This is a genomic window from Pseudoalteromonas sp. SCSIO_11900, from assembly GCF_000576475.1.
GTDB lineage: Bacteria > Pseudomonadota > Gammaproteobacteria > Enterobacterales > Alteromonadaceae > Pseudoalteromonas > Pseudoalteromonas tetraodonis.
Window position 1 is genome coordinate 908668 of record NZ_KK070023.1, and the last position, 23740, is coordinate 932407.

General features: G+C 41.8%; 24 protein-coding genes and 1 rRNA gene. 17 read left to right on the forward strand and 8 right to left on the reverse strand.

Features of this window, described 5'->3' with window-relative positions; genetic code table 11:
* The first annotated feature begins 67 nt into the window (after positions 1 to 67).
* The 8 genes from BG00_RS04180 to BG00_RS04215 all read left to right on the forward strand — a co-directional run bounded on the left by BG00_RS04180 (position 68) and on the right by BG00_RS04215 (position 6009).
* Positions 68 to 682, forward strand: coding sequence for a YigZ family protein (locus BG00_RS04180; protein WP_036980740.1), 615 nt, complete (start codon positions 68 to 70; stop codon positions 680 to 682).
* A gap of 94 nt (positions 683 to 776) precedes the next feature.
* Entirely contained in the window at positions 777 to 2228 is a 1452-nt protein-coding gene (locus BG00_RS04185) for a TrkH family potassium uptake protein (RefSeq protein WP_036980742.1), read from the forward strand.
* A 24-nt stretch (positions 2229 to 2252) separates the two neighbouring features.
* Positions 2253 to 2915 carry a flagellar brake domain-containing protein gene (locus BG00_RS04190; RefSeq protein ID WP_036980743.1) on the forward strand — a complete coding sequence of 221 codons (663 nt, stop codon included), beginning with the start codon at positions 2253 to 2255 and terminating at the stop codon, positions 2913 to 2915.
* Between the two features lie 513 nt (positions 2916 to 3428).
* Positions 3429 to 3641: an EF-hand domain-containing protein gene (locus tag BG00_RS04195; RefSeq protein ID WP_036980745.1), complete on the forward strand. Its 213-nt coding sequence runs from the start codon at positions 3429 to 3431 to the stop codon at positions 3639 to 3641.
* Between the two features lie 70 nt (positions 3642 to 3711).
* A complete protein-coding gene (locus BG00_RS04200; RefSeq protein ID WP_013463659.1) occupies positions 3712 to 3924 on the forward strand; it encodes an EF-hand domain-containing protein in 213 nt (70 codons plus the stop codon).
* A gap of 138 nt (positions 3925 to 4062) precedes the next feature.
* Positions 4063 to 4275, forward strand: coding sequence for an EF-hand domain-containing protein (locus BG00_RS04205; RefSeq protein ID WP_036980747.1), 213 nt, complete (start codon positions 4063 to 4065; stop codon positions 4273 to 4275).
* 64 nt (positions 4276 to 4339) lie between these two features.
* Positions 4340 to 4555: an EF-hand domain-containing protein gene (locus tag BG00_RS04210; RefSeq protein WP_010392739.1), complete on the forward strand. Its 216-nt coding sequence runs from the start codon at positions 4340 to 4342 to the stop codon at positions 4553 to 4555.
* 122 nt (positions 4556 to 4677) lie between these two features.
* A complete protein-coding gene (locus BG00_RS04215) occupies positions 4678 to 6009 on the forward strand; it encodes an IS4 family transposase (protein ID WP_036979639.1) in 1332 nt (443 codons plus the stop codon).
* A 42-nt stretch (positions 6010 to 6051) separates the two neighbouring features.
* Here the strand turns inward: BG00_RS04215 and BG00_RS04220 are convergent, their stop codons facing one another.
* From BG00_RS04220 to def, 5 genes are all read right to left on the reverse strand, one after another.
* A complete protein-coding gene (locus BG00_RS04220) occupies positions 6052 to 8040 on the reverse strand; it encodes a TonB-dependent siderophore receptor (protein ID WP_036983346.1) in 1989 nt (662 codons plus the stop codon).
* Positions 8041 to 8394: 354 nt separating this feature from the next.
* Positions 8395 to 9771, reverse strand: a complete 1377-nt coding sequence (trkA, locus tag BG00_RS04225) for a Trk system potassium transporter TrkA (RefSeq protein WP_036980748.1) — start codon at positions 9769 to 9771, stop codon at positions 8395 to 8397.
* A gap of 75 nt (positions 9772 to 9846) precedes the next feature.
* The gene (gene rsmB / locus BG00_RS04230) at positions 9847 to 11142 is read right to left on the reverse strand and encodes a 16S rRNA (cytosine(967)-C(5))-methyltransferase RsmB (protein ID WP_036980750.1); all 1296 of its coding nucleotides are present in this window, start codon (positions 11140 to 11142) and stop codon (positions 9847 to 9849) included.
* Positions 11135 to 12088: a methionyl-tRNA formyltransferase gene (fmt, locus tag BG00_RS04235; protein ID WP_036980751.1), complete on the reverse strand. Its 954-nt coding sequence runs from the start codon at positions 12086 to 12088 to the stop codon at positions 11135 to 11137. Before fmt ends, rsmB begins: the two co-directional genes overlap by 8 nt.
* Before the next feature lie 31 nt (positions 12089 to 12119).
* Positions 12120 to 12626 (reverse strand): peptide deformylase, encoded by a 507-nt coding sequence (gene def / locus BG00_RS04240; RefSeq protein ID WP_013463665.1) that lies wholly within the window; start codon positions 12624 to 12626, stop codon positions 12120 to 12122.
* 119 nt (positions 12627 to 12745) lie between these two features.
* Here def and BG00_RS04245 point away from each other — a divergent pair, with 119 nt between their 5' ends.
* The 6 genes from BG00_RS04245 to hemF all read left to right on the forward strand — a co-directional run bounded on the left by BG00_RS04245 (position 12746) and on the right by hemF (position 17656).
* The gene (locus BG00_RS04245) at positions 12746 to 13867 is read left to right on the forward strand and encodes a LysM peptidoglycan-binding domain-containing protein (RefSeq protein WP_036980753.1); all 1122 of its coding nucleotides are present in this window, start codon (positions 12746 to 12748) and stop codon (positions 13865 to 13867) included.
* 28 nt (positions 13868 to 13895) lie between these two features.
* Complete coding sequence (gene dprA, locus BG00_RS04250; protein WP_036980754.1) at positions 13896 to 14987, forward strand: DNA-processing protein DprA; 1092 nt, start codon at positions 13896 to 13898, stop codon at positions 14985 to 14987.
* A gap of 1 nt (position 14988) precedes the next feature.
* Complete coding sequence (locus BG00_RS04255; RefSeq protein WP_036980756.1) at positions 14989 to 15462, forward strand: DUF494 family protein; 474 nt, start codon at positions 14989 to 14991, stop codon at positions 15460 to 15462.
* A 111-nt stretch (positions 15463 to 15573) separates the two neighbouring features.
* Positions 15574 to 16149, forward strand: coding sequence for a DNA topoisomerase family protein (locus tag BG00_RS04260; RefSeq protein ID WP_036980757.1), 576 nt, complete (start codon positions 15574 to 15576; stop codon positions 16147 to 16149).
* 23 nt (positions 16150 to 16172) lie between these two features.
* The gene (locus BG00_RS04265) at positions 16173 to 16736 is read left to right on the forward strand and encodes an L-threonylcarbamoyladenylate synthase type 1 TsaC (RefSeq protein WP_036980759.1); all 564 of its coding nucleotides are present in this window, start codon (positions 16173 to 16175) and stop codon (positions 16734 to 16736) included.
* A 2-nt stretch (positions 16737 to 16738) separates the two neighbouring features.
* Positions 16739 to 17656 (forward strand): oxygen-dependent coproporphyrinogen oxidase, encoded by a 918-nt coding sequence (hemF, locus tag BG00_RS04270; protein WP_036980761.1) that lies wholly within the window; start codon positions 16739 to 16741, stop codon positions 17654 to 17656.
* Positions 17657 to 17702: 46 nt separating this feature from the next.
* Here the strand turns inward: hemF and BG00_RS04275 are convergent, their stop codons facing one another.
* The gene (locus tag BG00_RS04275) at positions 17703 to 19307 is read right to left on the reverse strand and encodes a methyl-accepting chemotaxis protein (protein ID WP_036980763.1); all 1605 of its coding nucleotides are present in this window, start codon (positions 19305 to 19307) and stop codon (positions 17703 to 17705) included.
* 102 nt (positions 19308 to 19409) lie between these two features.
* Positions 19410 to 19847, reverse strand: a complete 438-nt coding sequence (locus BG00_RS04280) for a group II truncated hemoglobin (protein ID WP_036983347.1) — start codon at positions 19845 to 19847, stop codon at positions 19410 to 19412.
* 52 nt (positions 19848 to 19899) lie between these two features.
* On the opposite strand from BG00_RS04280, the gene aroE reads away from it, so the two are divergent.
* Together aroE and BG00_RS04290 are read left to right on the forward strand one after the other, a co-directional pair.
* Positions 19900 to 20724, forward strand: coding sequence for a shikimate dehydrogenase (aroE, locus tag BG00_RS04285; protein ID WP_036980765.1), 825 nt, complete (start codon positions 19900 to 19902; stop codon positions 20722 to 20724).
* Positions 20721 to 20975, forward strand: a complete 255-nt coding sequence (locus BG00_RS04290) for a DUF1488 family protein (RefSeq protein WP_013463676.1) — start codon at positions 20721 to 20723, stop codon at positions 20973 to 20975. The genes aroE and BG00_RS04290 overlap by 4 nt, the downstream gene beginning before the upstream one ends.
* A 15-nt stretch (positions 20976 to 20990) precedes the next feature.
* Here the strand turns inward: BG00_RS04290 and BG00_RS04295 are convergent, their stop codons facing one another.
* A complete protein-coding gene (locus tag BG00_RS04295) occupies positions 20991 to 21530 on the reverse strand; it encodes a gamma carbonic anhydrase family protein (RefSeq protein WP_036980767.1) in 540 nt (179 codons plus the stop codon).
* Positions 21531 to 22129: 599 nt separating this feature from the next.
* Between BG00_RS04295 and BG00_RS04300 the strand changes: the two genes are divergently transcribed.
* Positions 22130 to 23665, forward strand: a 16S ribosomal RNA gene (locus BG00_RS04300).
* The last annotated feature ends 75 nt before the right edge of the window (positions 23666 to 23740 follow it).

Sequence of the window (23740 nt, forward strand, 5' to 3'; positions counted from 1 at the left end):
GCTAAAATAAACGGATACAAAGGGGCCTTTTGGCCCCACTTTTTTAATTAAAGCCTAAGTAAGTGCTATGTCTGAATATAAATACCCAGCCGAAGCTGTATTTCATCAAGAAGAAATTAAAAAAAGTACCTTTATCGTTCACATAGGTCACACGCCCGATCTAAATGCTGCGAAAGCCTTTATTAAAAATATTGAAGAAAAATACAGCGATGCACGCCACAATTGCTGGGCACATGTTGCAGGTAACCCAGGGGGCAGCCATGTTTATGGTTTTTCTGATGACGGGGAGCCCAATGGCACCGCCGGTAAACCCATGCTCAATGTGCTAGTGGGCTCAGGCTTAGGTGAAGTGACCGCTGTGGTAACACGTTACTTTGGAGGTATAAAGCTCGGTACGGGTGGGCTGGTGCGTGCTTATGGTGGTTCACTCAATAATGCCTTAGCGAAACTACAAACCGTGGTGAAAGTGCCGAGTACTGAGCTGGTGGGCTTTAGTGAATACAGTATGCAAGGGGTGATAGAGCAACATTTAAAAACGAACTTTCAGGTACTTAATATTGAAAAGCAGTTTACTGCAAATATTGAGTGGACTATTACCATTGATAGTCGCCAAGCGCAGCAAGCCATCAAAGATATTTTTGATTTAAGCCACGGCGCAGTTGAGTTAACAATCAAAGAGTAATAGTCTTACATTCATCCCATTTAATGGTTAAACATTAAATTTTCGAGTCATACAGTAGTTATTTTAATTTACTAATAAAAAAGCGATACGCTCAATGCAATTTCGTACCATCATAAAAATTCTTGGCCAATTGGTTGCGCTATTCAGTATTACTATGGTGCCACCAGCGCTAGTGTCTTTAATTTATAAAGATGGTGGAGGGGTGCCGTTTGTTTTAGCCTTTATATTCAGTGTTGTTATTGGCTTAATGGCTTATTACCCAAATAGGCATGAGCATGGCGATTTAAAAGCCCGCGAAGGCTTTTTAATCGTGGTTTTATTTTGGCTGGTACTCGGTACGTTTGCTTCCTTACCGCTGGTATTTTTACAAGAACCCAATCTCTCTTTAGCCGATGCCGTGTTTGAAGCCTTTTCTGGCTTAACCACTACAGGAGCTACCGTACTGACAGGCATAGAGTATCTGCCTAAATCGGTATTGTTTTATCGCCAACAATTACAGTGGTTTGGTGGTATGGGGATCATTGTATTAGCGGTAGCAATCCTGCCAATGCTTGGCGTAGGTGGTATGCAGTTGTATCGGGCTGAGATTCCAGGCCCCGTAAAAGATTCCAAAATGACCCCGCGTATAGCCGACACTGCTAAACACCTTTGGTATATTTATGTGTCTATTACCCTTGCATGTACTTTGGCGTATTGGAGCGCTGGCATGAATTGGTTTGATGCAATTTGCCATGCTTTTTCTACGGTGGCTATTGGTGGTTTTTCTACTTATGACGCTTCAATGGGGCATTTTGATAGCCCAGTAATTAACTTTATTTGTGTGTTCTTTTTAATTATCGCGGCCATTAACTTTTCACTGCATTATGCTGCTGTAGCGAGTCGTAATATTAGTGTCTACATTCGTGACCCTGAATTCAAAGTGTTTCTATGTATTCAGCTCGCGCTGGTGGTGATTTGTTTCACGGTACTTTCATCTCACGATGTTTATGCCAATGGCGATGAAACCCTCGATCAGGCATTGTTTCAAGCTGTATCTATGAGCAGCACCGCAGGATTTGCCACAGATAACTTTTCTGCTTGGCCTTTGTTTTTACCTATTTTATTAATATTCTCTAGTTTTATTGGTGGCTGTGCTGGTTCAACTGGCGGCGGTATGAAAGTAGTGCGCGTGTTTTTACTTTATCTACAAGGGGTGCGAGAGCTAAACCGCTTAGTGCATCCTCGAGCTATATACTCTATAAAGTTAGGACGAAAGGCGCTACCAGATAAAGTAGTTGAAGCAGTATGGGGTTTTTTCTCGGCTTATGCATTAGTCTTTATTATTATTATGTTAGCGTTAATGGGCACCGGGTTAGACAATATAACGGCATTCTCAGCAACGGCAGCGTGTTTAAATAACCTTGGGCCTGGTTTAGGTGATGTTGCTTCTCATTATGGCGCTATTACCGATACTGCAAAATGGATATTAACCGTGGCAATGGTATTTGGTCGTTTAGAGATATTTACACTATTAGTGCTATTTACCCCAACATTTTGGCGTGGATAACGTTTTAAATATTAGGAAAGAACTATGCAAAAAACCAATTTGGAAAAGTTAAGCCAAATCGTCACAGGTGGCATGGTCGATTTAGAAATACTGACACCAACCAGTAGCCGACGCGTAAAAACAGAGTTTATAGGCTTATTAGAAAAAAAGTTTATTATTTTAAATTACCCCAATGCAAAACGGCTCCCCATGGCAAGTGATTATTTACGCGATGGTGTGATGGTGGTGGTAAGAGCGCTTATAGAGGGCAGTGGTGGGCATGTACTAGCGTTTCGTCAGCAGCTTATGTCTGTAGCATCTCACCCGGCTAAGTTATTGTTTATCGACTATCCATCACAAGTACAGTTATTTGAGCTGCGCTCGCAAGCGCGTATACCGACGCTGTTTCCTGCCAAGTTAAAATTATCGGATGATCGCCCCTCCTTTGAAGGTGTTATAAAAGATATTTCGTTAACGGGTGTTATGTTTGATATTAAAACAACCCAAGAAATTGACGACATTAAAGATATGCGTTGTATTGTAGTCTTTGATGAAGATACAAAGCACGAAGGGCAAATATGCAGCGTGAAAAAACATGCTAAAGGTATATATTGCGGAATTCGATTATTTGCCAGTGAAGAGCAAATGAAAACCCTGATGGGAGATCACTTCATTGACCCTAGTGCACTTGAATTTGAAATTGTATAAGGCCTGTTATCTTTCGACGCTGAACATTTTACAATTCTAAAATATCAACAAGCTCTAACATTTTCGCTCTTTTGCAACAAATAGCCATGTGTTGTTGTTATTTTTAAAATCTATTTCAAATTTATTTTATAAATTTATTAAAAACAATTAGTTAAATATGTTTTTTTATTCTAATTTTTTGTTTATAACAAAATTAAACTTAACTCACCTTCCTTTTTGTTTATTTAATCCTCTTTTTTAGCGATTGCTCATCGACTGTGTGGGGCTTTCCTTAAACTCAACTCTTTGATTTTTATTGTTTTAATTTTATTGCCTCATCTACTGTTGCTAAAAAGCAACAAAATAACGAGTTAAATAGCGCCATTTTCAGCTAGTTGCAGGTTAATTTATTGAAAATTATAGTTTTTATATTATTGGCATCGAAGTTGTAATAGTCAGGCTGTATAGAACGAAACGTGATTTAAAGTAAAACACTTAATCGCATAAAACATAAACTTTGAAGGAAGATAGATTATGAAAAGCATTAATAAAACTTTAGCACTTATCGCATTGGCTTCTTCATCAGCTGCTTTTGCAGCAAGCGACTTTGATAAGCTAGACGTTGACGGCAACGGCGCGATCAGTCAAAGCGAAGCATCAGTTGATGCAAAACTAATGAGCATGTTTTCAGAGCTTGATACAGACCAAAACGGTGAGCTATCAAAAGAAGAGTTCTCTAAAGCATAACCCTAAGCTATTAAAGTTTTGGGAGTTAAAAGCTCCCCCATAATTTAAACGATTTTAAGGAATACTCATTATGAAAACATTACACAAAACATTTGCACTTATCGCTCTTGCTTCTTCATCAGCTGCCTTTGCAGCGAGCGACTTTGACACACTAGATACTGACGGTAACGGCGCTATTAGCCAAAGCGAAGCATCGGTTGATGCAAAACTTATGAGCATGTTCTCAGAGCTTGATACTGACCAAAACGGTGAGCTATCAAAAGAAGAATTTTCGAAAGCATAAGACAAGTCTAAGTATATTCTGAGTTGCCAAAGACAACCTAAATAGGCAAGGAAGCCTATGAAAGAGAATAACAAGGACTGTGATAGCCAGACACAATTTTTTGATAGACCATTGCATTACATTTTGAAGGATTAAATTATGAAAACATTACACAAAACATTCGCACTGATCGCGCTAGCTTCTTCATCAGCTGCCTTTGCCGCTAGCGACTTTGACACAATTGATGCCGACGGTAATGGGGTTATTAGTCAAAGCGAAGCTGCTGTAAATGCTGATTTAACGGCCGCATTTACTGAGCTTGATACTGACGGTAATGGTGAGCTTTCTAAAGCTGAGTTTGCAAACTTTTAATTTTTAACTTTTTTCATTGCACAGGGATCTCAGAAAAGGATTTCCCTCTTATAGGAGACTTATTATGAAAGCATTAAACACAACACTTGCGATTTTAGTATTAGCGTCATCATCAGCAGCTTATGCAGCGGTAGATTTTGCCTCTTTTGATAGCAATGGCGACGGTGTAATTAGTCAGCAGGAAGCTGCGTCTAATAAACAACTCATGAATATTTTTGATGACTTAGATACTGACGGAAATGGTGAACTTTCTAAAGAAGAGTTTGCAAGAGTACAATAAGTATTACCCCATCATACTCCACTAAAGCCGCTTAATAGTCAGTAATGCGGATCGTTTAAGTTAATTGAACGATCTTTCAGAGGCTTCATAATAGGCTACAACAAAAGTTGTGGCCTATTTTTATGTCTGAATTTATTAAAGAATTACACCTTACTACTGAGTTTAGCCAAGATCGTGATATTGATTCGTTTACTAAGCATATTCCCCTTGAGTGGATTGAAGCAGCCGTTACTCAAACAGGGAGAGCCTCTGTGCGTAAACGACGTTTCCCCGCCGAGCAAGCTGCTTGGCTTGTATTAGGGATTGGTTTATTAAGAAACCGCTCAATATCTGAAGTCTGTGACAAACTAGAGCTCGCTTTTCCTGACGCTAAAGGAGAGCTTCCACCATTGGCGACGAGCAGTATTATAAAAGGGAAAGAAAAGCTAGGCGCAGCGCCTATGAAACACCTTTTTAAACATACAGCAACGCAGTGGGAGCAGTCGCAAACTTTTGATGACGTGTGTGGTTTAAAGCTGCTCAGCATTGACGGTACACAATTTAAAACTCAAGATACACCGAGTAACCGTCACTTTGGCTATGCTAAATCGACAACAAACTTCCCCTCAGTACTTGCTGTGACCTTGATGTCGACAAGAACGCATTTAATATCCGATGCAGCGTTTGGCCCCATTACTCAAAGTGAAATTCATTATGCTCAACAGCTTGTTGGCTCAGCACCTGAATATTCATTGACGCTATTTGATAGAGGTTTCTTTTCGGCTGAACTATTTACGAGCTGGCAAGGCGTTAGCGAAAATCATCATTGGCTTACGCCCATCAAAAGCAAAATGCGCTATGAAATAACGGAGTCATTTAGCGATTACGACCACTTAATAACAATGCCTATTTCACCACAAGCTAAGAAATCAGCCCCTTACCTAGGTGATACATGGCAAGCAAGGCTTATTCAAATTCCGACACCTAAAGGGGAAATAAAAGGGTTCATCACCTCATGCGTCTGTCCAGAAAAGTACCCGCTGAAAGCGCTACTCGATGTGTATTGGCAACGATGGGAAATAGAGCGAGGCTATGGTGAGCTCAAGCAATATCAACTATCAAATAAACCAGCATTACGGAGCCTGAAACAGGAAGGTATTTATCAAGAGCTCTGGGGTATTCTGACATCATATAATATCGTGAGACTTGAAATGGCAGAGATGGCTAAAGCCCATAAAGTTGAGCCATTACGCATCAGTTTTATTAACGCATTATACCTCATACAAGACGAGTTTTTATGGTGTTCAGGTCGAAGCCCAGGGACAATCCCTAAAAAGCTAAAAGAACTACGTGAAAACGGTAAACGGCTAATATTACCGGAGAAAAGAAAGCGAAAAGCTTATCCGCGAGCGGTGCTGGCAAAGACACAAAAATATCCGGTTAGATATAAACGAAAAAACACCACTCGCTCTTAAACGAGTGGTGTTACTTAATAGTCAGCGGCTTTTTTGTGCTTGTTAGAGACTATATTTAAGTTGGAGAGAGAAGCTTCTTGGCTTACCATAACGATATTGGTTATAGAACCCAATTTGACTGTAATAATGCTTATCAAATAAGTTATCGATATTTAGGCTTACAGATAATTGCTCATTCATTTGATAATTCGCCATTAGGCTGGCAATACCATGACTAGGCTGGTTTACCTCAACAGCACCATAAACAGGGTTGTTAACTTCATCATAGCTATTGCTTTGCCAGCGATAGCCACCACCTACTTTTAGATTGTCTAATGCACCTGAGAGTTGATAGCTAGTAAAAAGTTTAAATTGATCTTTTGGGTTGGTGGTATTTAATACCGTATTATCCGGTTTTTCGCCTTTACTATGGGTATAGCCAAAATAAGCGTTCCAGTTGTCGGTTAATTTTCCGTTGATTTCTAGCTCGTAGCCCTGAGTTAATGTGCCGTCAATGGGCTTGTAGATGGCCTGAAGTGTTTCTGCAATGGTATCTCCCGTGTACTCGCCTACATTATCTTGATAAATTTTAAATCCAGAAAGGGATATGTCTAAACGTTCATCAAGTACAGAAGCTTTTATGCCAAGTTCATAATTCTTACCTTTAATAGGGCTTAAATAATGTCCATTTTTATCAACTCGACTTTGTGGTGTAAAAATATCAGTGTAATTAGCATACAAAGCCCAACTCTGTGTTAGTTCATAAGTTGCTCCAAAATAATTAGTTAGTTCATCATTTATTTTATAATCATGCATGCGACCAAAATTATCTTGATTGGTTTGCCATTGATTTAACCGGCTTCCAACAATTAAAGACAAGGCATCGGTTATATTTAGTTGTGCAGCAACATAAAGTGCATCTTGTTTAGTTGTGCCATAAGAGCCGTAAGCCGCTTCTGACTGCCAATTTGGTTTTGCAATGCTATAACTAGAGTCAGTGAAATCGCCGATAACATAGTCACTTTGTTGACTAGCATAATAAGGGGTCGAAAACTGTTGCTCTTGGGTATTATAACCAAATAGCAGTTGGTGACTTTGGCCCAGCCAATTAAACCGACCATTGAGTTCAACCTCATAGGTATCCTGCGTTCTGTTTGCATCAATATAGTTTATAGAGCCGGGTTTCATTCCAGTGTTGTTTATAGGATCGGGCTCTCCTTTTACCCAAAACACATCATAGTCTAGGTCGTTATCACCATAAACATAATTAGCGGTTAGCTGCCAGTTAGCGTTAAAGTAATGCTCTAGGCGAATAAACGCATTAAGTGCATCGGTTCGAGAAGAGGCCCAATCTTGAGCTGTTGAAACACCTCTGTCATAAGCAGTGCGGGAGCCATCACTATAAAAAATAGGCAAACCACCTGACATTGTTCCTTTGGGAGTTGTCGATTGATTATCAACAGCAAGCGTCAACAAAGTATTGTTAGAAAGATCTGCCTCAATAATGCCATATAATGTTTGACTGGTTTGCGAAAAGCGATCTTGATATGAGTGTCTATCTTGATAAGCAACAACAGCTCGTCCTCTTATACTTTCACTATTATTTATGCTTCCCGACACATCCACCATCGCGCGGTAGTTGTCCCATGAGCCTAATGAAGCAGTAAGATTTACTTGAGTGTTTACAGTTGGGCGTTTACGTATCAAATTAATTGCTGCCGAAGGGTTACCCGCGCCCAGCATTAACCCCGTTGCCCCTCTAACTATTTCGATACGCTCATAAATTGCGGTATCGGTTAGGTTATCTCCATAATTAAAGCGGGTGTCATAGGTGGTCGCTATGCCATCATAAAGTATGCTGGTGACACTTATACCTCGGGCTGAAATAGAAAACTTACCATTATCTGCTTCTCGAGCATTTATGCCTGTCACACTGGTTATAGCTTCAATTGCTGTATTTAGTTGTTGGTCTGCCATGAAGTCGCTGGTTATCGCTATCGTTGATTGCGGCGTTTGCAAATGTGATAGCTCAAGACCTGTTGCAGAGCTCATGGAATTAACTTTATAGCCGTTCGCTTGCTCTCCGATTACGGTTAACCTTTCGATACCTTCGCTAGTGTGGGCGAGCGTTTGAGTTGAAACTGTTGAAAGTAAAAGGCCAACCAGAGTGTAATGAGTTACGGGATAATTTTTCTTTGAGAGTAGGTGTATCATTTGAAATCCATTTTTATTTAAAAACGTGAAATTAACTTTTCACATCAGTAGATGTCGCTGCTTGATAATCGAGCAAGAAGAGACTAATGGATTTTCCTTTATTAGTAAATGCTTTTGATAATGATTTTCATTTAGGTTTGGGTGTTCTCCTTTTTACTTACAAGCGGGTTGTGAATAAAAAGGAGGAATTAATTATAAAAAGATTGCGCTAACTTGGAATAACTTTTCAACCACGTTAATGTGCTTTTTATCAATTAAGAACATGATTACATGATCGCCTGACAAAATAATTGTATCGTCATGGGCAATCAGTACATCGTCATTTCGCACAATTGCACCTATTGTGGTACCTGCTGGCAATTTAATATCGGCAATTGCGCGACCTACCACTTTAGAGGTATTTTCATCACCATGGGCAACCGCTTCTATGGCTTCTGCGGCTCCTTTACGTAGTGAGTACACGTTTACAATATCACCACGGCGCACGTGAGTCAGCAATGCAGAAATAGTCGCTTGTTGTGGTGAAATCGCAATATCAATTTCGCCGCCCTGTACTAAATCAACGTAAGCGCCTCGTTGAATAAGTACCATGGTTTTTTGTGCCCCCATGCGTTTTGCGAGCATAGCCGACATTATATTTACTTCATCGTCGTTGGTAACGGCAATAAACACATCAACCTGTTCAATGTGTTCTTCAGAGAGCAGCTCCTGATCGGATGCATCACCACAAAATACCACGGTGTTGTCGAGCATTTCAGAAAGCTGTTCGCCACGCTCTTTACTTCGCTCTAGTAACTTAACGCTGTGGTTTCTTTCCAGTGAACGGGCTAGACCTGCACCAATATTACCGCCACCGGCAATCATGATTTTTTTATACGAGCGTTCCAGCTTTTGTAGCTCGTTCATTACCGCACGAATGTGTTTGGTTGCGGCAATAAAAAATACTTCATCGTCGGCTTCTATTACGGTGGTGCCTAAGGGTTTTATCGCTTTACCTTGGCGGTAAATAGCGGCTACCCGAGTTTCAACATTAGGAATATGCTGCTTAAGTGTAGATAGGGCATAGCCTACCAATAAGCCGCCATAGTAGGCTTTTACAGCCACTAAAGAGAGCATGCCATCGGCAAATTGCAGTACTTGTAATGCGCCAGGGTAGTCTATTAGGCGGCGAATATACTTAGTAACGAGTGCTTCTGGGGCAATATAATGATCGACGGGTAAGTCATCATTATGGAATAGTTTTTCGCGGTATTTTAAATACTGCTCAGAGCGAATACGGGCTATTTTGGTCGGTGTATTAAAAATACTGTAGGCAACTTGGCATGCCACCATGTTAACTTCATCTGAGCTGGTCACCGCAATAATCATATCGGCATCTTCAGCCCCTGCGCGACTTAGCACGTCAGGGTGAGCGCCATGACCTGCAACACCTTGTAAATCGTACTTATCTTGCAGTTCGCGCAAGCGGTTACCGTCGATATCAACTACGGTTATTTCGTTTTGTTCACCCACTAGGTTTTCTGCGAGTGTGCCGCCAACTTGCCCAGCACCGAGTATGATTATTTTCATTATGTGCCCATATTATTAATACTAATTACATCAAAGTATTAGCTACCTCTAAACTGAAGTAGCTAAATGTGTTGCCTAGGTTTTTTTAACTAATTTAGCGTAGTAAAAACCGTCACTTTCGCCTGGTAATAACTGCAAGCCTGGTATGGTTTTAGTGTCTTCGCTGTGCAAAGGAATATGCTCTGCGTCTTCATTATTAGCTAAAAACTTAGCAACTTGTTGTTGGTTTTCTTGTGGAAGCACCGAACAAGTTGCATACACCAATGTACCGCCTGGCTTTAACAATGGCCAAATGCTGTCGAGTATATCGCCTTGGAGGGTCGATAAATCGTTAATGTCGGATGCGCGACGTAACCATTTAATATCTGGGTGACGACGAATTACGCCAGTTGCAGAGCAGGGTACATCTAACAAAATACGATCAAACTGTTCTTCATCCCACCAAGTGTGAGGTTGCGATGCATCACCACATTGTAAGTCGGCGCCCAAACCTATGCGTTCTAGGTTTTGTTTAACACGTTCTAGGCGTGTGGCATCGCTATCAAGCGCAAGCACATCAGCATCGGCAAGCTCTAAAATATGGCAGGTTTTACCACCAGGCGCTGCACAGGCATCGAGTATTGCATCACCATTTTGTGGGTCTAGGTAGCGTGCAGCAAGCTGCGCTGCCGCATCTTGTACTGAACAGGCACCGGTATCAAACTCAGGAAGTGAAAACACATCGCGTGGTTTGCTTAGTTTAATGCCATCAATAAAATCAGGGTTTAGAGTATGTTCAATATCGTTAGCGGTTAGCATTTCACTATATTCTTGGGTGCTAAACTGCGATTGATTCACTCGAAGCCACATTGGCGCTTGTTGCTGATTAGCTTCTAGAATGTCTTCCCAGCTATCTGGGTAGGCTTCTTTTACTTGCTTTATAAACCAGTTTGGATGGTTGTATAAACACACCGGAATTTGTTTGGCTTTTTCTTCAAGCTCAGTTTGTTGGCGCTGAAAGCTTCGTAAAATGGCGTTAATAAGCCCTTTCAAGCCAAGAGCACGTAATTGTTGTAACGCATTAACGGTTTCGCTAATTGCTGCATGCGGCGGTACACGCATGTGTTGTAGTTGGTAAATACCCACATACAACAAGAACTGGAAAATACGGCGTTTGCCTTTAAGCGGTTGTTCTACTAAATGCTGGCAATAATTTTCTAGGCTAGGTAAGTAACGTAATACTCCATAGCAAATTTGCTGCAGTAAGGCTTTATCTTTAGGTGATAAGCCTTGGCTAGCGAAAGGGAGTTCTTGATTAAGCGATGCGCCTTTATCAACCACGTTATATAAAGTTTCAGCGGCTAGCGCTCTGACATTGCTTACATTACTCATTATTTTCGCCTAATACGGTGCCGGGTGTGACCCAGTCGCTACGACCGTTTAAAAAATCATTAATTGCCATTGGCTTTTTGCCTTGTGGTTGTAATTCGCTAATAGATAAAGCGTGTTTACCACAAGCCACAACGATACCGTTTTTATCACTTGCTAATACAGTGCCAGCTGCGCCTGACTGTTCAACCACGTTTGCTTGGTATATTTTTACCGTATTACCACGCATTTGGGTAAAGCATACTGGCCATGGGTTAAAGGCACGAATGTTACGCTCGATTTGCTCGGCATCCATAGACCAATCAATGTTGGCTTCGTCTTTTGAGAGCTTTTTAGCGTAATTGGCATCGGCGTCGTTCTGTGGCTCAGGCGTTATGTCCCCGTTGGCTAAACGATTTATGGTGTCGATTAATGCATCAGGTCCCAGTTCAGCAAGCTTAGCGTATAAGCTTGCACTGGTTTCAGTACTATCAATAGGGCAGCGGCTAATATGCAGCATATCGCCGGTATCTAGCCCTTCATCCATTTGCATTATGGTTACACCGGTTTGCTGATCGCCTGCCCAAATAGCACGTTGAATAGGCGCGGCGCCACGCCAGCGCGGTAAAATAGAACCATGTACATTTAAACACCCTAAACGTGGGGCATCTAAAATGGCTTTAGGTAAAATTAAACCGTAGGCAACGACAATCATGATATCGGCATTGAGGCAGCTTAGCTCTTCAAGTGCTTCGTCTGTTTTGAGTGATTGCGGTTGAAAAACGGGTAGGTCATGTTCTAATGCAAGCGCTTTTACTTCACTGGCTTTTAGTTTTTTTCCGCGACCCGCTGGACGATCTGGTTGACTGTAAACGCCCACTATTTGGTGTTCACTATCTATGAGTGCTTGCAGATGGCGTGCAGCAAAGTCCGGCGTACCGGCAAATATAATGCGTAATGGTTGTGTCACTGAGTTTCCTAATTATTTACTAAGGTGCTTATTACTGCGCTGCAAACTTCGCTTCTTTTTCAAGCTTTTTACGAATGCGTTGGCGCTTTAATGGAGATAAATAATCAATAAATAATTTACCTTGAAGGTGATCAAGTTCATGCTGAATACAAATCGCTAATAATTCGTCAGCATCAAGAATAAACTCTTTACCTTCTTCGTTGAGTGCAGCTACGGTAACGGTTTCTGCACGGTCAACTTTTGCATACGAATGAGGAACTGATAAACAGCCTTCTTCGCTTACGGTTGAGCCATCTTTTTTGATAATTTGCGGATTGATAAGTACGAGTGGTTCATTGCGCTCTTCTGATACGTCGATCACCACAATACGCTGGTGAATATCAACCTGTGTAGCAGCAAGCCCAATACCATTTTCATCGTACATGGTTTCTAGCATATCTTTGACAATTTCACGCACTTGATCGTCAACAACAGTTACTTCTTTTGCGATTGTACGTAAACGTTCATCTGGAAATCTTAAAACTTCTAACCTAGCCATAGTTACCTTTTACACTTATGCTTGAATTTAGGGTATTGTATGTTCTTATTTTAGCCATTCACGTTCCCCTTTAACAGGTTTTGGTTAATAATAATGAAAAAACACTATGAGGAAGCTCAATGAAATCTCCATTAATTGCAATTATACTTGTATTAGGTGCAACTTTTCCTGTGCTGGCAGATGTACTAACTATAAAAAAAGATGCACCTAAACAGTATGTTGTGAAAAAAGGTGACACGCTTTGGGATATCTCAGCTATATATCTAAACGAACCTTGGTTATGGCCTGAACTATGGCAAATGAACCCACAAATAAATAACCCTCACCTTATTTACCCCGGAGATGCGTTAGCATTAATTTACGATACAGACGGTAATCCGCGTTTAGTGATTAATAAAGCGTATCGAAAGCTATCACCTATGGGGCGTATTACGCCAAAAGGGAAAGATGCGATAACAACTTTACCGCTTGCGTTGATTAAACCGTATTTGTCGTTTGAGCAAGCTATTAACAGCGATACCATAAAAGAAAAGCCCTATATTTTGGGCGCCAACGAAAATACCAAAACCCAAACTATTGACCATATTTTATATGTAAAAGGTAACTTAAAACGTCATCAGGCATATGCTATTTATCACAAAGATGCGCCTTATACTGACCCTAATACCGGTGAAGAGTTGGCGAGTAGAGCATCTTATGTGGGTATGGCTCGCGCGTTTAGAACAGGTGATGCGGCCAATGGCGAACCTGCCTCAGTAAGAGTTGAATCAGTAAAACGTGAGATCAAACAGGGTGACTTTTTATTACCTGCAATGGAAGGGCAGATGCTGCCAGTATATTTTGAGATGCATCGTCCTGAACAGCCAATGCAGGGTCAAGTGATTGCCTCTCCGCGCGAGATGAAAGAATTTAGCACGATGGATGTAGTGGTGCTAAACTTAGGTTCAGAGCAACAAGTTAAAGTAGGCCATGTACTGGATATTGAACGTCAGTCACCTAAGGTGATTGATAGTGCCAGAGGCCCGCGTTATACCGAAGATTCAAGTCGTTTAGAAAAATTGGTATCGGCTACTAGCGAATTATTTGGCTCAGAAACCGATGAAGATAGCGTTACTTGGAAAATGCCAGCAGAGAAAGTTGGTGAAATGATTATTTTTAAAGTGTATGACAAAGTTAGTTATGCGCTGATCACTAAAAATCAGCACCCAATTCGCATTGGAGATTTGGCAGTAATTCATTAAGTAGCGAGTCGGTGTTCTAGGAGGGAGCATGGAGCAATCGTTTGGCAAGCTAAGCCATTGGCTTGCCTTTTACTTATGCAAAGGGCTTGGAATAAAAACGCTATTAGCCCTCTCTAAACAGCATAGTTTAGAGTCACTGTTTTCCTTATCGCATTCCCAGCTGGTTATGTTGGGCTTAACAGCGAGCCAAGCAAGTAATTTACTTAATACAAATTGGCAGCAAGTTGCGCATTATGAACAGCTTATTAGCCAGCAACATATTATTGTTATTAGTATTTTTGATACCACCTACCCAGAACACCTAAAACAAATAGCCAGTGCGCCATTATTACTTTTTTGTAAAGGCGATATCAGCTTACTGTCTTCTCCACAAATTGCGATTGTTGGCAGTCGAAATGCAACCACCACTGGACTTGAAATTGCTGCAGAGTTTGCACATCAGCTAACGCTTGCTGGCATAACAGTAACCTCTGGTATGGCGCGTGGCATTGATGGTGCTGCCCATAAAGGAGCGCTGGCAGGAAATGGTAAAACCATTGCCGTACTAGGGACTGGTGTTGATGTTTATTACCCTAAACGCCATAAGTTACTTACAGAGCAAGTATTAACACAGGGTTTATTGGTAAGTGAGTTTTTACCGGGCACCGCGGCCAACGCGCATAACTTTCCACGACGTAATCGCATTATTTCAGGACTCTCTTTAGGCGTTTTAATTGTTGAAGCCGAAATTAAAAGTGGCTCACTCATCACCGTACGTTATGCGCTTGAACAAAATAAAGACGTTTTTGCGGTGCCAGGCTCAATTAAAAACCCGCTGGCACAAGCAAGCCATTTTTTAATTAAGCAAGGTGCTAAGCTGGTAGAAAACGTCGCGGATATTCTTGATGAGATGAACTTTTCATACCCTTCTGGTCTAAACTATAAAGAGTTAACTGATGCTGTAACCTCAGATTGTGAGGTGCTTAACAGTATTGGTTTTGAGGTGACCAGTGTGGACGATATTATGCGTCGAGTACAGTGGCCAATTGATAAATTACAAGCGCGATTGCTTGATTTAGAGTTAGACGATCAAATTGAACGTGTATTAGACGGCTATATTAAATTAAGCGCTGGAGGATAATATGTTTGATATTCTCATGTATTTATTTGAAAACTATGTTCACAGCGAAGGCGATGTATTTGTTGAGCAAAGCACACTTACCGATGAGTTACTCCGCGCTGGGTTTAACAAACCCGAAATTAACAAAGCCATTGACTGGTTAGATCAACTTGCCGCATTACAATACAGCAATGAATCGCCTTATTTATTAGCCACTCCACAACATGCAGTGCGTATTTTTACCGACAGTGAGTGCCAAGTTCTCGACACCGAGTGTCGCGGCTTTTTAATGTTTGTTGAACAAACGGGCGTCATTAATAGCACCACTCGTGAAATGGTGATGGACCGTTTAGCGGCGCTTGATAATTCAGCTATTACTTTGGAAGATTTAAAATGGTTAATTCTTATGGTGTTATTTAACGCCCCTGATTCTCAGCAGGCGTATGAGCAAATGGAAGATCTTATTTTTGATGAGCCCAGTGAAGTGTTACATTAATCATTATTGCGTGTTTTATTATTTTCAGCGTTAACAAACCGACTGCCATAGCTTGTATCTTTAAGGGTTTTGGGTATATTAGGCGAAAATTCACCAACCACTAGGATTTACATGAGTAAAATCGATCATTCACTTTTCTCGGCTAATAAACACGCCTTAGAAAAAGAATATGAGATATGCCCGCAATGTGGTTCAGAACTCGTCATTCGTAATAGTAAATCTGGGTATTTTTTAGGCTGCGCTAGTTACCCTAAGTGCGATTTTATTCGTCCGCTTGCACATCATGATAGCAATGAAATCAAAATACTTGAGGACAGCGAGTGTCCAGAGTGTCGTAAGCCGCTGGTGGTGAAAAATGGCCGCTACGGTATGTTTATTGGCTGTACCGGTTACCCTGAATGTCATTATATTGCCAGTGAGCATGACGATACACCAAGTGAAGAGCCTGTGATTAGTTGTCCTAAATGTAAAAAAGGCCACTTGGTTTCACGCAGCAATAAATTTGGGAAAGTGTTTTATTCTTGCGACTGTTACCCAAGCTGTAAATATACGCTTAATCATAAACCTGTAGATCAAGCGTGCCCAGCATGTGACTGGCCAGTTGTTACTGAGAAAAAAACCGCGAGTGGTATTGTGTTACAATGCCCACAAAAAAGTTGTATGCATAAGTTTGCTGCCACTGAATAACGTAAATATCTCTGGAGACAATTTTGTCTGACCTTTCTTCTTTATCTGCTGCAATAACTAGCTTAGAACAAGGCGATGTTATTTTATACCCAACCGAAGCTGTTTATGGCCTTGGTTGCGATCCTGACAATCAACAGGCGGTGGAACGTTTATTGAGTATTAAACAGCGCCCTGTTGAAAAAGGGCTTATTTTAATTGCTGACAATTACGGGCAATTATTAAAATACGTCGATGACGCTAAGCTGCCTATGGATAAACGTGCCGATATTTTTTCAAGTTGGCCAGGCGCACTCACTTTTGTGATGCCTGCAGCTAAGTCTACCCCAAAGTGGTTAACTGGGCAGTTTGATACTATTGCAGTAAGAGTAACTAACCACCCTACAGTTAAACGTTTATGCCAACAGTTTGGTAAACCACTGGTATCAACAAGTGCTAATTTAACCGGCCAAGCAACGGTAACAAGTATTGTTGAAGCTCAGCAGCAGTTTGGCGAGCAGGTTAGTTTTTATGTTGATGAACCATTAGGTGGTAATACACAACCAAGTACCATTAAAGATGCCATGACTGGCAATGTATTCAGAGGTTAACGATGCAAAGCGAATTATTAAAACAAGTAAAAGCGTACTTTATGGCTTTGCAAGATACCATTTGCCAAGGCTTAGAATCAGCCGACGGGAAAGCACAGTTTGTTGAAGACAGCTGGCAGCGAGAAGAGGGCGGCGGTGGTCGTACTCGCGTTATTACCAATGGTAATGTGATTGAGCAAGGCGGTGTGAATTATTCGCATGTATTTGGTGCCTCTATGCCGGGCTCTGCCACTGCCCATAGACCTGAGCTTGCTGGGCGCAGCTTTCATGCGTGTGGTGTATCGTTAGTGATCCACCCTAAAAACCCGCATATACCAACAAGCCATGCCAATGTACGCTTTTTTATTGCCGAAAAAGAAGGTGAAGAACCGATTTGGTGGTTTGGTGGTGGTTTTGATTTAACCCCGTTTTATCCTGTACTTGAAGATGTAGTGCATTGGCACCAAGTTGCGCACGATGTCTGTCAGCCTTTTGGCGATGATGTATATCCAAAATATAAAAAATGGTGTGATGAATACTTTTATTTAAAACATCGAGATGAAACCCGTGGCGTAGGCGGCTTATTTTTTGACGATTTGAATGAGTTAGGTTTTGAGCAAAGCTTTGCATTTATGCAATCGGTGGGTAATGGCTTTTTAGATGCTTACGTTCCTATTATTGAGCGTCGCAAAAACGATAAGTACACCGAACAACAACGCGACTTTCAATTATATCGCCGTGGTCGTTATGTTGAGTTTAATTTAGTCTGGGACCGCGGCACATTATTTGGCTTACAAAGCGGTGGCCGAACTGAATCTATTTTAATGTCGATGCCACCCTTAGCACGTTGGGAATATAACTATACCCCAGCCGAAGACAGTGCAGAGGCATTACTATATAAAGATTTCTTAAAGCCACGTGATTGGTTAGCTCTAGGCTAGAAATTGTCCGCCAGTCAATAAACTACTTATTGACTGGCTTTTAAAGTTATTGTTCTAGTTTAAAGCTTCGTACCTGCTCATCTAACGAGCGAGCTAAATTGAGTAACTCTTCACTGACTTTTTGATTTTCATCCGCATCTACTAACGATTGCTCTGCATTATCACTGATACCAACAACGCTTCTATTTATTTCTTCGGCGGCTAGATTTTGCTGCTCTGTTGCATCGGCTATTTGTATATTTAGCTCATTTATTTCATTCATTTGGCTAGAAATATCTTTTAAAGCCTGTGCAACTTGTTGTACTTGTTGCGCTCTTTCGTCTGCCTCCGCACACGACTCACCCATGGTTTTAACTGTTTGCGCTGCTTCTGATTGCAACTTATCTATAGTGCGGCGTATTTCATCGGTAGAGGCATGAGTTCGGGTTGCTAAAGTTCGTACTTCATCAGCAACAACGGCAAATCCTCTTCCAGCTTCACCTGCACGGGCAGCTTCAATGGCTGCATTAAGTGCTAATAAATTTGTTTGCTCGGCGATACTGCTAATCACCTCAAGCACTTTACCCACTTCAAGCGTTTGCTCTTGCAGTTGTCTCACTTGATCTGCCGCTTGGCGTACATCTTGTGCTAACTGATTAATGCTGAGCTCTGTTTGCTCTGCAACCTGCATGCTTTGCTGTGCTAGCTCATTACTGTTCTCAGATTTTTCTTGAGCAAAATGAGTGGTGTTTCTTACCTCGTTTGAAGAGCTTTCTAGCTCATTAATTGCTGCGGCCACCGAGTCGGTACTTTTCTTTTGTTCTAAAATAGCGCGCTCAGTAGTATCGGCAGAAGTATAAATTTTCTCTGCTGAATGAATAAGCACTTTTGAAGAGTGAGATACCTGAGCAATGTTATCTTTAAACGTAGCAATCATTTGGTTAAAACTGGTGGCAAGCCAGCCGAGTTCATCTTCGGCGTTATCTTCAATGCGTAAGGTTAGATCTTTATTAGTAGTGGCTAAGTGCATTGCATGGCCGAGCTTTTTAAGGCGCACTATAAATATTTTTCTAAACACTATACCTAGCAGCACAAAGGCAATAATAAAAATAGTAGACAGTAGGCTGGTGGTTATTAAGGTGTTGTAAGTTACCTCGCTATCAATATCGGCTAAGGAATAGCTAATTTTTACCACGCCTAGCACATCGCCTTCTTGTGCTTGATGGCAGCCTAAGCAGTTAGTGCCTTTATAATCAGAGCTCGCATACATCGGGCGTAGGTAGGTCATACTGCGATTATTATTGCTTTGCTCTATAAATAAACTTTCTTTACCCTGCAGTGCTTCGCGTTCGCTATTATTACTCGCTGTTTGGTTTTTATTTCCGGCCCCATACAGTTTATTAACTATATCGGAGCGAATAATATGAGCATCTTCAATATTAGGGTGTTTGCGTAGCTTTTGGCTCAATAATTCTCGATTAGCCATAGTACCCGTTAGCATCATGGTGTTTATTGAATCAAAATAGTTATCGGCAAGTAGCTTGATGTTTTCTGCCACCGTATCTTGTGCGAGTGTGCGCTGTTGGCTCGCACTACTAAAAATACTGGCTATGAGTACTATAATGCCGGTAAATGCTAACAAAGCATAAATTTTATGTTGGATTGATTTCACACGCGCCACGCTTTTCTAACTATTTGATAGGGTATTATCTTTATTTTAGAAAAGCGGGTTTTGACTTAGCGCAAATAATCCCCAATTGAAGAACGGGATAGATTAATGCTGATTAATCATATGACTGGCAAGCTGTGCCAGTGATTGGCGTAAACCTTCGCGTAAAACGGGGTTATCAATTTCTATGTCTAAGGTTTTATTCATGCAATACATCCACTGATCACGTAGGTCTTGATCAATAGGAAATGGCATATGACGTTTGCGCAGCATTGGATGGCCATGTTTTTCTACAAATAAGTCTGGGCCACCAAGCCAACCGGATAAAAACTCAAAAAATACTTGGCGAATTCTATCTAATGGTTGAGGATGCATATCATATAACGGTTTAGCGTATTCATCGCTGGTCATTATGTCGTAGAATCTATTGGCAATTGCACGCGTGGGCGCTTCTCCGCCGATGATTTCATACGGGGTTTTCTCTGGCGTAGGCGCTTGAGTGGTTGTAGACGGCTTTGATCTTGAAAAGAGTCTTTTAATCATAATTTTATCATCGTTAATAGGCAGTACTAAAACTGCAAAGAGGTTGTTTAAAATGGACAAATATGCGGTTTTTGGAAATCCAATCAAACATTCAAAATCTCCCAGCATACATCAGCAGTTTGCTAAGTCATTGGGAGAGCAAATCGACTATCGCGCAATATTAGCACCTATCGATGGATTTGAAAAAACAGTCGCTGCTTTTTTTGAGCAAGGGGGAAAAGGCGCCAATGTCACTGTTCCTTTTAAAGAGCAGGCTTTTGCTTTAGCCGATGAACTCACCCCAGTTGCTAAACTTGCAGGCGCAGTAAACACCCTTAAAAAGCGCGATGATGGTACCTTACTCGGTGATAACACCGACGGCATAGGCTTTGTGAACGATTTACTAGCGAATAAAATAACAATTACAGGTAAACGCCTGCTGATCATTGGTGCAGGTGGCGCTGCCCGTGGTGTTATTTTACCTTTACTTGAGCAGCAGCCTGAAGAAATCATTATCGTTAATCGCACTGCACATAAAGCTCAAACATTGGCAAAGCTCTTTACTGGGCACGGCAATGTTTCGGGGTATGGTTTTGACGACCTTCCTCAAGTTGATTATCACTTGGTTATAAATTCAACCTCGAGCAGCATGAATAACGAGTTACCTGCGTTAAGCGAAAAGCACTTAAGCGCATGTGAAATGGCTTATGATATGTTTTACGCCACGCAAAATACGCTATTCATGAATTGGGTGAGCGAACACAACAAAGCGGCTAAGCTATTAGACGGTAGTGGCATGCTAGTAGGCCAAGCCGCACAAGCTTATTATGTATGGCGAAATAAAATGCCGGACATTGTTCCCGTTGTTATTGCACTAAAGCAGGGAGTACTTAAATGAATCAAGCAATACAGTTTATAGACCGACTCGAATTTAGAGAGCCAACTCACCAGCTAGTTTTTTTTGCACAAGTAAGCGGAATGCTAGTTGAGTGTGTGATTGCTGTAAGTAGTTTAAATTTAGCCGATGAGAGTCATGCAACGCGTTATTTTGAACAATATCGATTTGATTATGAAGAGCGTGCCGAGCAGCTAATCGAAGACGAAAGCTATAACTCGGCAGGGCAAATAGAAGTGAGTTTACTTAATTAAGTAAAAAAGCTGTGGTTATTTCGCGTCTTCAGCTAAGTATTCATCTTTAAGCTGCACGTAATTATCGGCAGACACTTTTAAAAAGCTCAGCTCTTGCTCTGTTAAAGGACGGGTTTGTTTCGCTGGGCTACCTACATATAAAAAACCAGACTCTAAACGCTTATTAGGGGGTACTAAAGCACCGCCACCAATAATAACCTCATCTTCTACAATCACATTATCCATAATAATAGCGCCCATCCCCACGAGTATGCGGTTACCTAATACGCAGCCATGTAGCATTACCTTATGACCAACGGTTACATCATCACCAATAATAAGTGGGTAGCCATCTGGATTACTCTTTGTTGCTCTTGATAAGTGTAAAACACTGCCATCTTGTATATTAGTACGCTTACCGATACGAATATGATTAACATCACCACGGGCAGCAACTAGTGGCCATACACTACTATCATCACCTAGGGTGATATCACCGACTAATACAGACGACTCGTCTACATAAACAGATTCATTAAACGCAGGAGTTATTCCTTTATAAGAACGTATTGCCATACATGCACCTTTAAATTAAACATATTAAGAGTATTAGTGTAACAGTAGCGCTTATTTTAGTGCCAGCAAAGCCTATATTGATTATAAAACTACCAGTTTCACCTGCTTTCGCTCAGATACTAACCGAACAGTGTGTTTTTTTAGTTTTTCTTTAAAAAAGTACTTGCGTAAAAATCTGTTCTCCCTATAATGCGACCCCACTGAGACAGGGAACGCCAACGCATAGCGAGGCATGAGCTACTCAGAGAGTTTCAGAGAGTTAAGTAAAACTTAAGTTTAAATCATCGAAAGAAAGTTTAAAATTAAGTGTTGACTCAAAAAATAAAGGATGTATTATACGCATCCCTAGCGACAACGTCGCAACGTTCTTTAACAATATAAAGCAATCATCTGTGTGGGCACTCGTACAGGTTGAGTTCTAACAGCCAAGCTACTTAAGTAGTGAGGCAAACAAATTTAGAGTCTCAATGTGATTTCTCGAAAGAGAAACTGAGTGACCAACAAAATAGTTACTTTTAGTAATTATTCAGCACAGTCAATTCGATTCGAAAGAATCAAAATTCAGAATTCATTGAGCTGTCGAAAGACATAAAACTTTTTAATTGAAGAGTTTGATCATGGCTCAGATTGAACGCTGGCGGCAGGCCTAACACATGCAAGTCGAGCGGAAACGAAGAGTAGCTTGCTACTCTGGCGTCGAGCGGCGGACGGGTGAGTAATGCTTGGGAACATGCCTTGAGGTGGGGGACAACAGTTGGAAACGACTGCTAATACCGCATAATGTCTACGGACCAAAGGGGGCTTCGGCTCTCGCCTTTAGATTGGCCCAAGTGGGATTAGCTAGTTGGTGAGGTAATGGCTCACCAAGGCGACGATCCCTAGCTGGTTTGAGAGGATGATCAGCCACACTGGGACTGAGACACGGCCCAGACTCCTACGGGAGGCAGCAGTGGGGAATATTGCACAATGGGCGCAAGCCTGATGCAGCCATGCCGCGTGTGTGAAGAAGGCCTTCGGGTTGTAAAGCACTTTCAGTCAGGAGGAAAGGTTAGTAGTTAATACCTGCTAGCTGTGACGTTACTGACAGAAGAAGCACCGGCTAACTCCGTGCCAGCAGCCGCGGTAATACGGAGGGTGCGAGCGTTAATCGGAATTACTGGGCGTAAAGCGTACGCAGGCGGTTTGTTAAGCGAGATGTGAAAGCCCCGGGCTCAACCTGGGAACTGCATTTCGAACTGGCAAACTAGAGTGTGATAGAGGGTGGTAGAATTTCAGGTGTAGCGGTGAAATGCGTAGAGATCTGAAGGAATACCGATGGCGAAGGCAGCCACCTGGGTCAACACTGACGCTCATGTACGAAAGCGTGGGGAGCAAACAGGATTAGATACCCTGGTAGTCCACGCCGTAAACGATGTCTACTAGAAGCTCGGAACCTCGGTTCTGTTTTTCAAAGCTAACGCATTAAGTAGACCGCCTGGGGAGTACGGCCGCAAGGTTAAAACTCAAATGAATTGACGGGGGCCCGCACAAGCGGTGGAGCATGTGGTTTAATTCGATGCAACGCGAAGAACCTTACCTACACTTGACATACAGAGAACTTACCAGAGATGGTTTGGTGCCTTCGGGAACTCTGATACAGGTGCTGCATGGCTGTCGTCAGCTCGTGTTGTGAGATGTTGGGTTAAGTCCCGCAACGAGCGCAACCCCTATCCTTAGTTGCTAGCAGGTAATGCTGAGAACTCTAAGGAGACTGCCGGTGATAAACCGGAGGAAGGTGGGGACGACGTCAAGTCATCATGGCCCTTACGTGTAGGGCTACACACGTGCTACAATGGCGCATACAGAGTGCTGCGAACTCGCGAGAGTAAGCGAATCACTTAAAGTGCGTCGTAGTCCGGATTGGAGTCTGCAACTCGACTCCATGAAGTCGGAATCGCTAGTAATCGCGTATCAGAATGACGCGGTGAATACGTTCCCGGGCCTTGTACACACCGCCCGTCACACCATGGGAGTGGGTTGCTCCAGAAGTAGATAGTCTAACCCTCGGGAGGACGTTTACCACGGAGTGATTCATGACTGGGGTGAAGTCGTAACAAGGTAGCCCTAGGGGAACCTGGGGCTGGATCACCTCCTTATACGATTTAGAACTTATTTGTTCGTAGTGTCCACACAGATGATTGTTATTGTAAAGAGAACAACACTTATTGTTT

Bases quoted from the DNA above. Each gene is read 5' to 3' on its own strand.
- BG00_RS04185 (WP_036980742.1), top strand. From the start codon at position 777: ATGCAATTTCGTACCATCATAAAAATTCTTGGCCAATTGGTTGCGCTA.
- trkA (WP_036980748.1), bottom strand. From the start codon at position 9,771: ATGAAAATAATCATACTCGGTGCTGGGCAAGTTGGCGGCACACTCGCA.
- BG00_RS04280 (WP_036983347.1), bottom strand. From the start codon at position 19,847: ATGATTAAAAGACTCTTTTCAAGATCAAAGCCGTCTACAACCACTCAA.
- BG00_RS04210 (WP_010392739.1), top strand. From the start codon at position 4,340: ATGAAAGCATTAAACACAACACTTGCGATTTTAGTATTAGCGTCATCA.
- aroE (WP_036980765.1), top strand. From the start codon at position 19,900: ATGGACAAATATGCGGTTTTTGGAAATCCAATCAAACATTCAAAATCT.
- dprA (WP_036980754.1), top strand. From the start codon at position 13,896: ATGGAGCAATCGTTTGGCAAGCTAAGCCATTGGCTTGCCTTTTACTTA.
- BG00_RS04205 (WP_036980747.1), top strand. From the start codon at position 4,063: ATGAAAACATTACACAAAACATTCGCACTGATCGCGCTAGCTTCTTCA.
- BG00_RS04245 (WP_036980753.1), top strand. From the start codon at position 12,746: ATGAAATCTCCATTAATTGCAATTATACTTGTATTAGGTGCAACTTTT.
- rsmB (WP_036980750.1), bottom strand. From the start codon at position 11,142: ATGAGTAATGTAAGCAATGTCAGAGCGCTAGCCGCTGAAACTTTATAT.
- BG00_RS04260 (WP_036980757.1), top strand. From the start codon at position 15,574: ATGAGTAAAATCGATCATTCACTTTTCTCGGCTAATAAACACGCCTTA.
- BG00_RS04215 (WP_036979639.1), top strand. From the start codon at position 4,678: ATGTCTGAATTTATTAAAGAATTACACCTTACTACTGAGTTTAGCCAA.
- BG00_RS04190 (WP_036980743.1), top strand. From the start codon at position 2,253: ATGCAAAAAACCAATTTGGAAAAGTTAAGCCAAATCGTCACAGGTGGC.
- BG00_RS04295 (WP_036980767.1), bottom strand. From the start codon at position 21,530: ATGGCAATACGTTCTTATAAAGGAATAACTCCTGCGTTTAATGAATCT.
- hemF (WP_036980761.1), top strand. From the start codon at position 16,739: ATGCAAAGCGAATTATTAAAACAAGTAAAAGCGTACTTTATGGCTTTG.
- BG00_RS04255 (WP_036980756.1), top strand. From the start codon at position 14,989: ATGTTTGATATTCTCATGTATTTATTTGAAAACTATGTTCACAGCGAA.
- BG00_RS04220 (WP_036983346.1), bottom strand. From the start codon at position 8,040: ATGAGCTCTGCAACAGGTCTTGAGCTATCACATTTGCAAACGCCGCAA.
- BG00_RS04290 (WP_013463676.1), top strand. From the start codon at position 20,721: ATGAATCAAGCAATACAGTTTATAGACCGACTCGAATTTAGAGAGCCA.
- BG00_RS04200 (WP_013463659.1), top strand. From the start codon at position 3,712: ATGAAAACATTACACAAAACATTTGCACTTATCGCTCTTGCTTCTTCA.
- BG00_RS04180 (WP_036980740.1), top strand. From the start codon at position 68: ATGTCTGAATATAAATACCCAGCCGAAGCTGTATTTCATCAAGAAGAA.
- def (WP_013463665.1), bottom strand. From the start codon at position 12,626: ATGGCTAGGTTAGAAGTTTTAAGATTTCCAGATGAACGTTTACGTACA.
- BG00_RS04195 (WP_036980745.1), top strand. From the start codon at position 3,429: ATGAAAAGCATTAATAAAACTTTAGCACTTATCGCATTGGCTTCTTCA.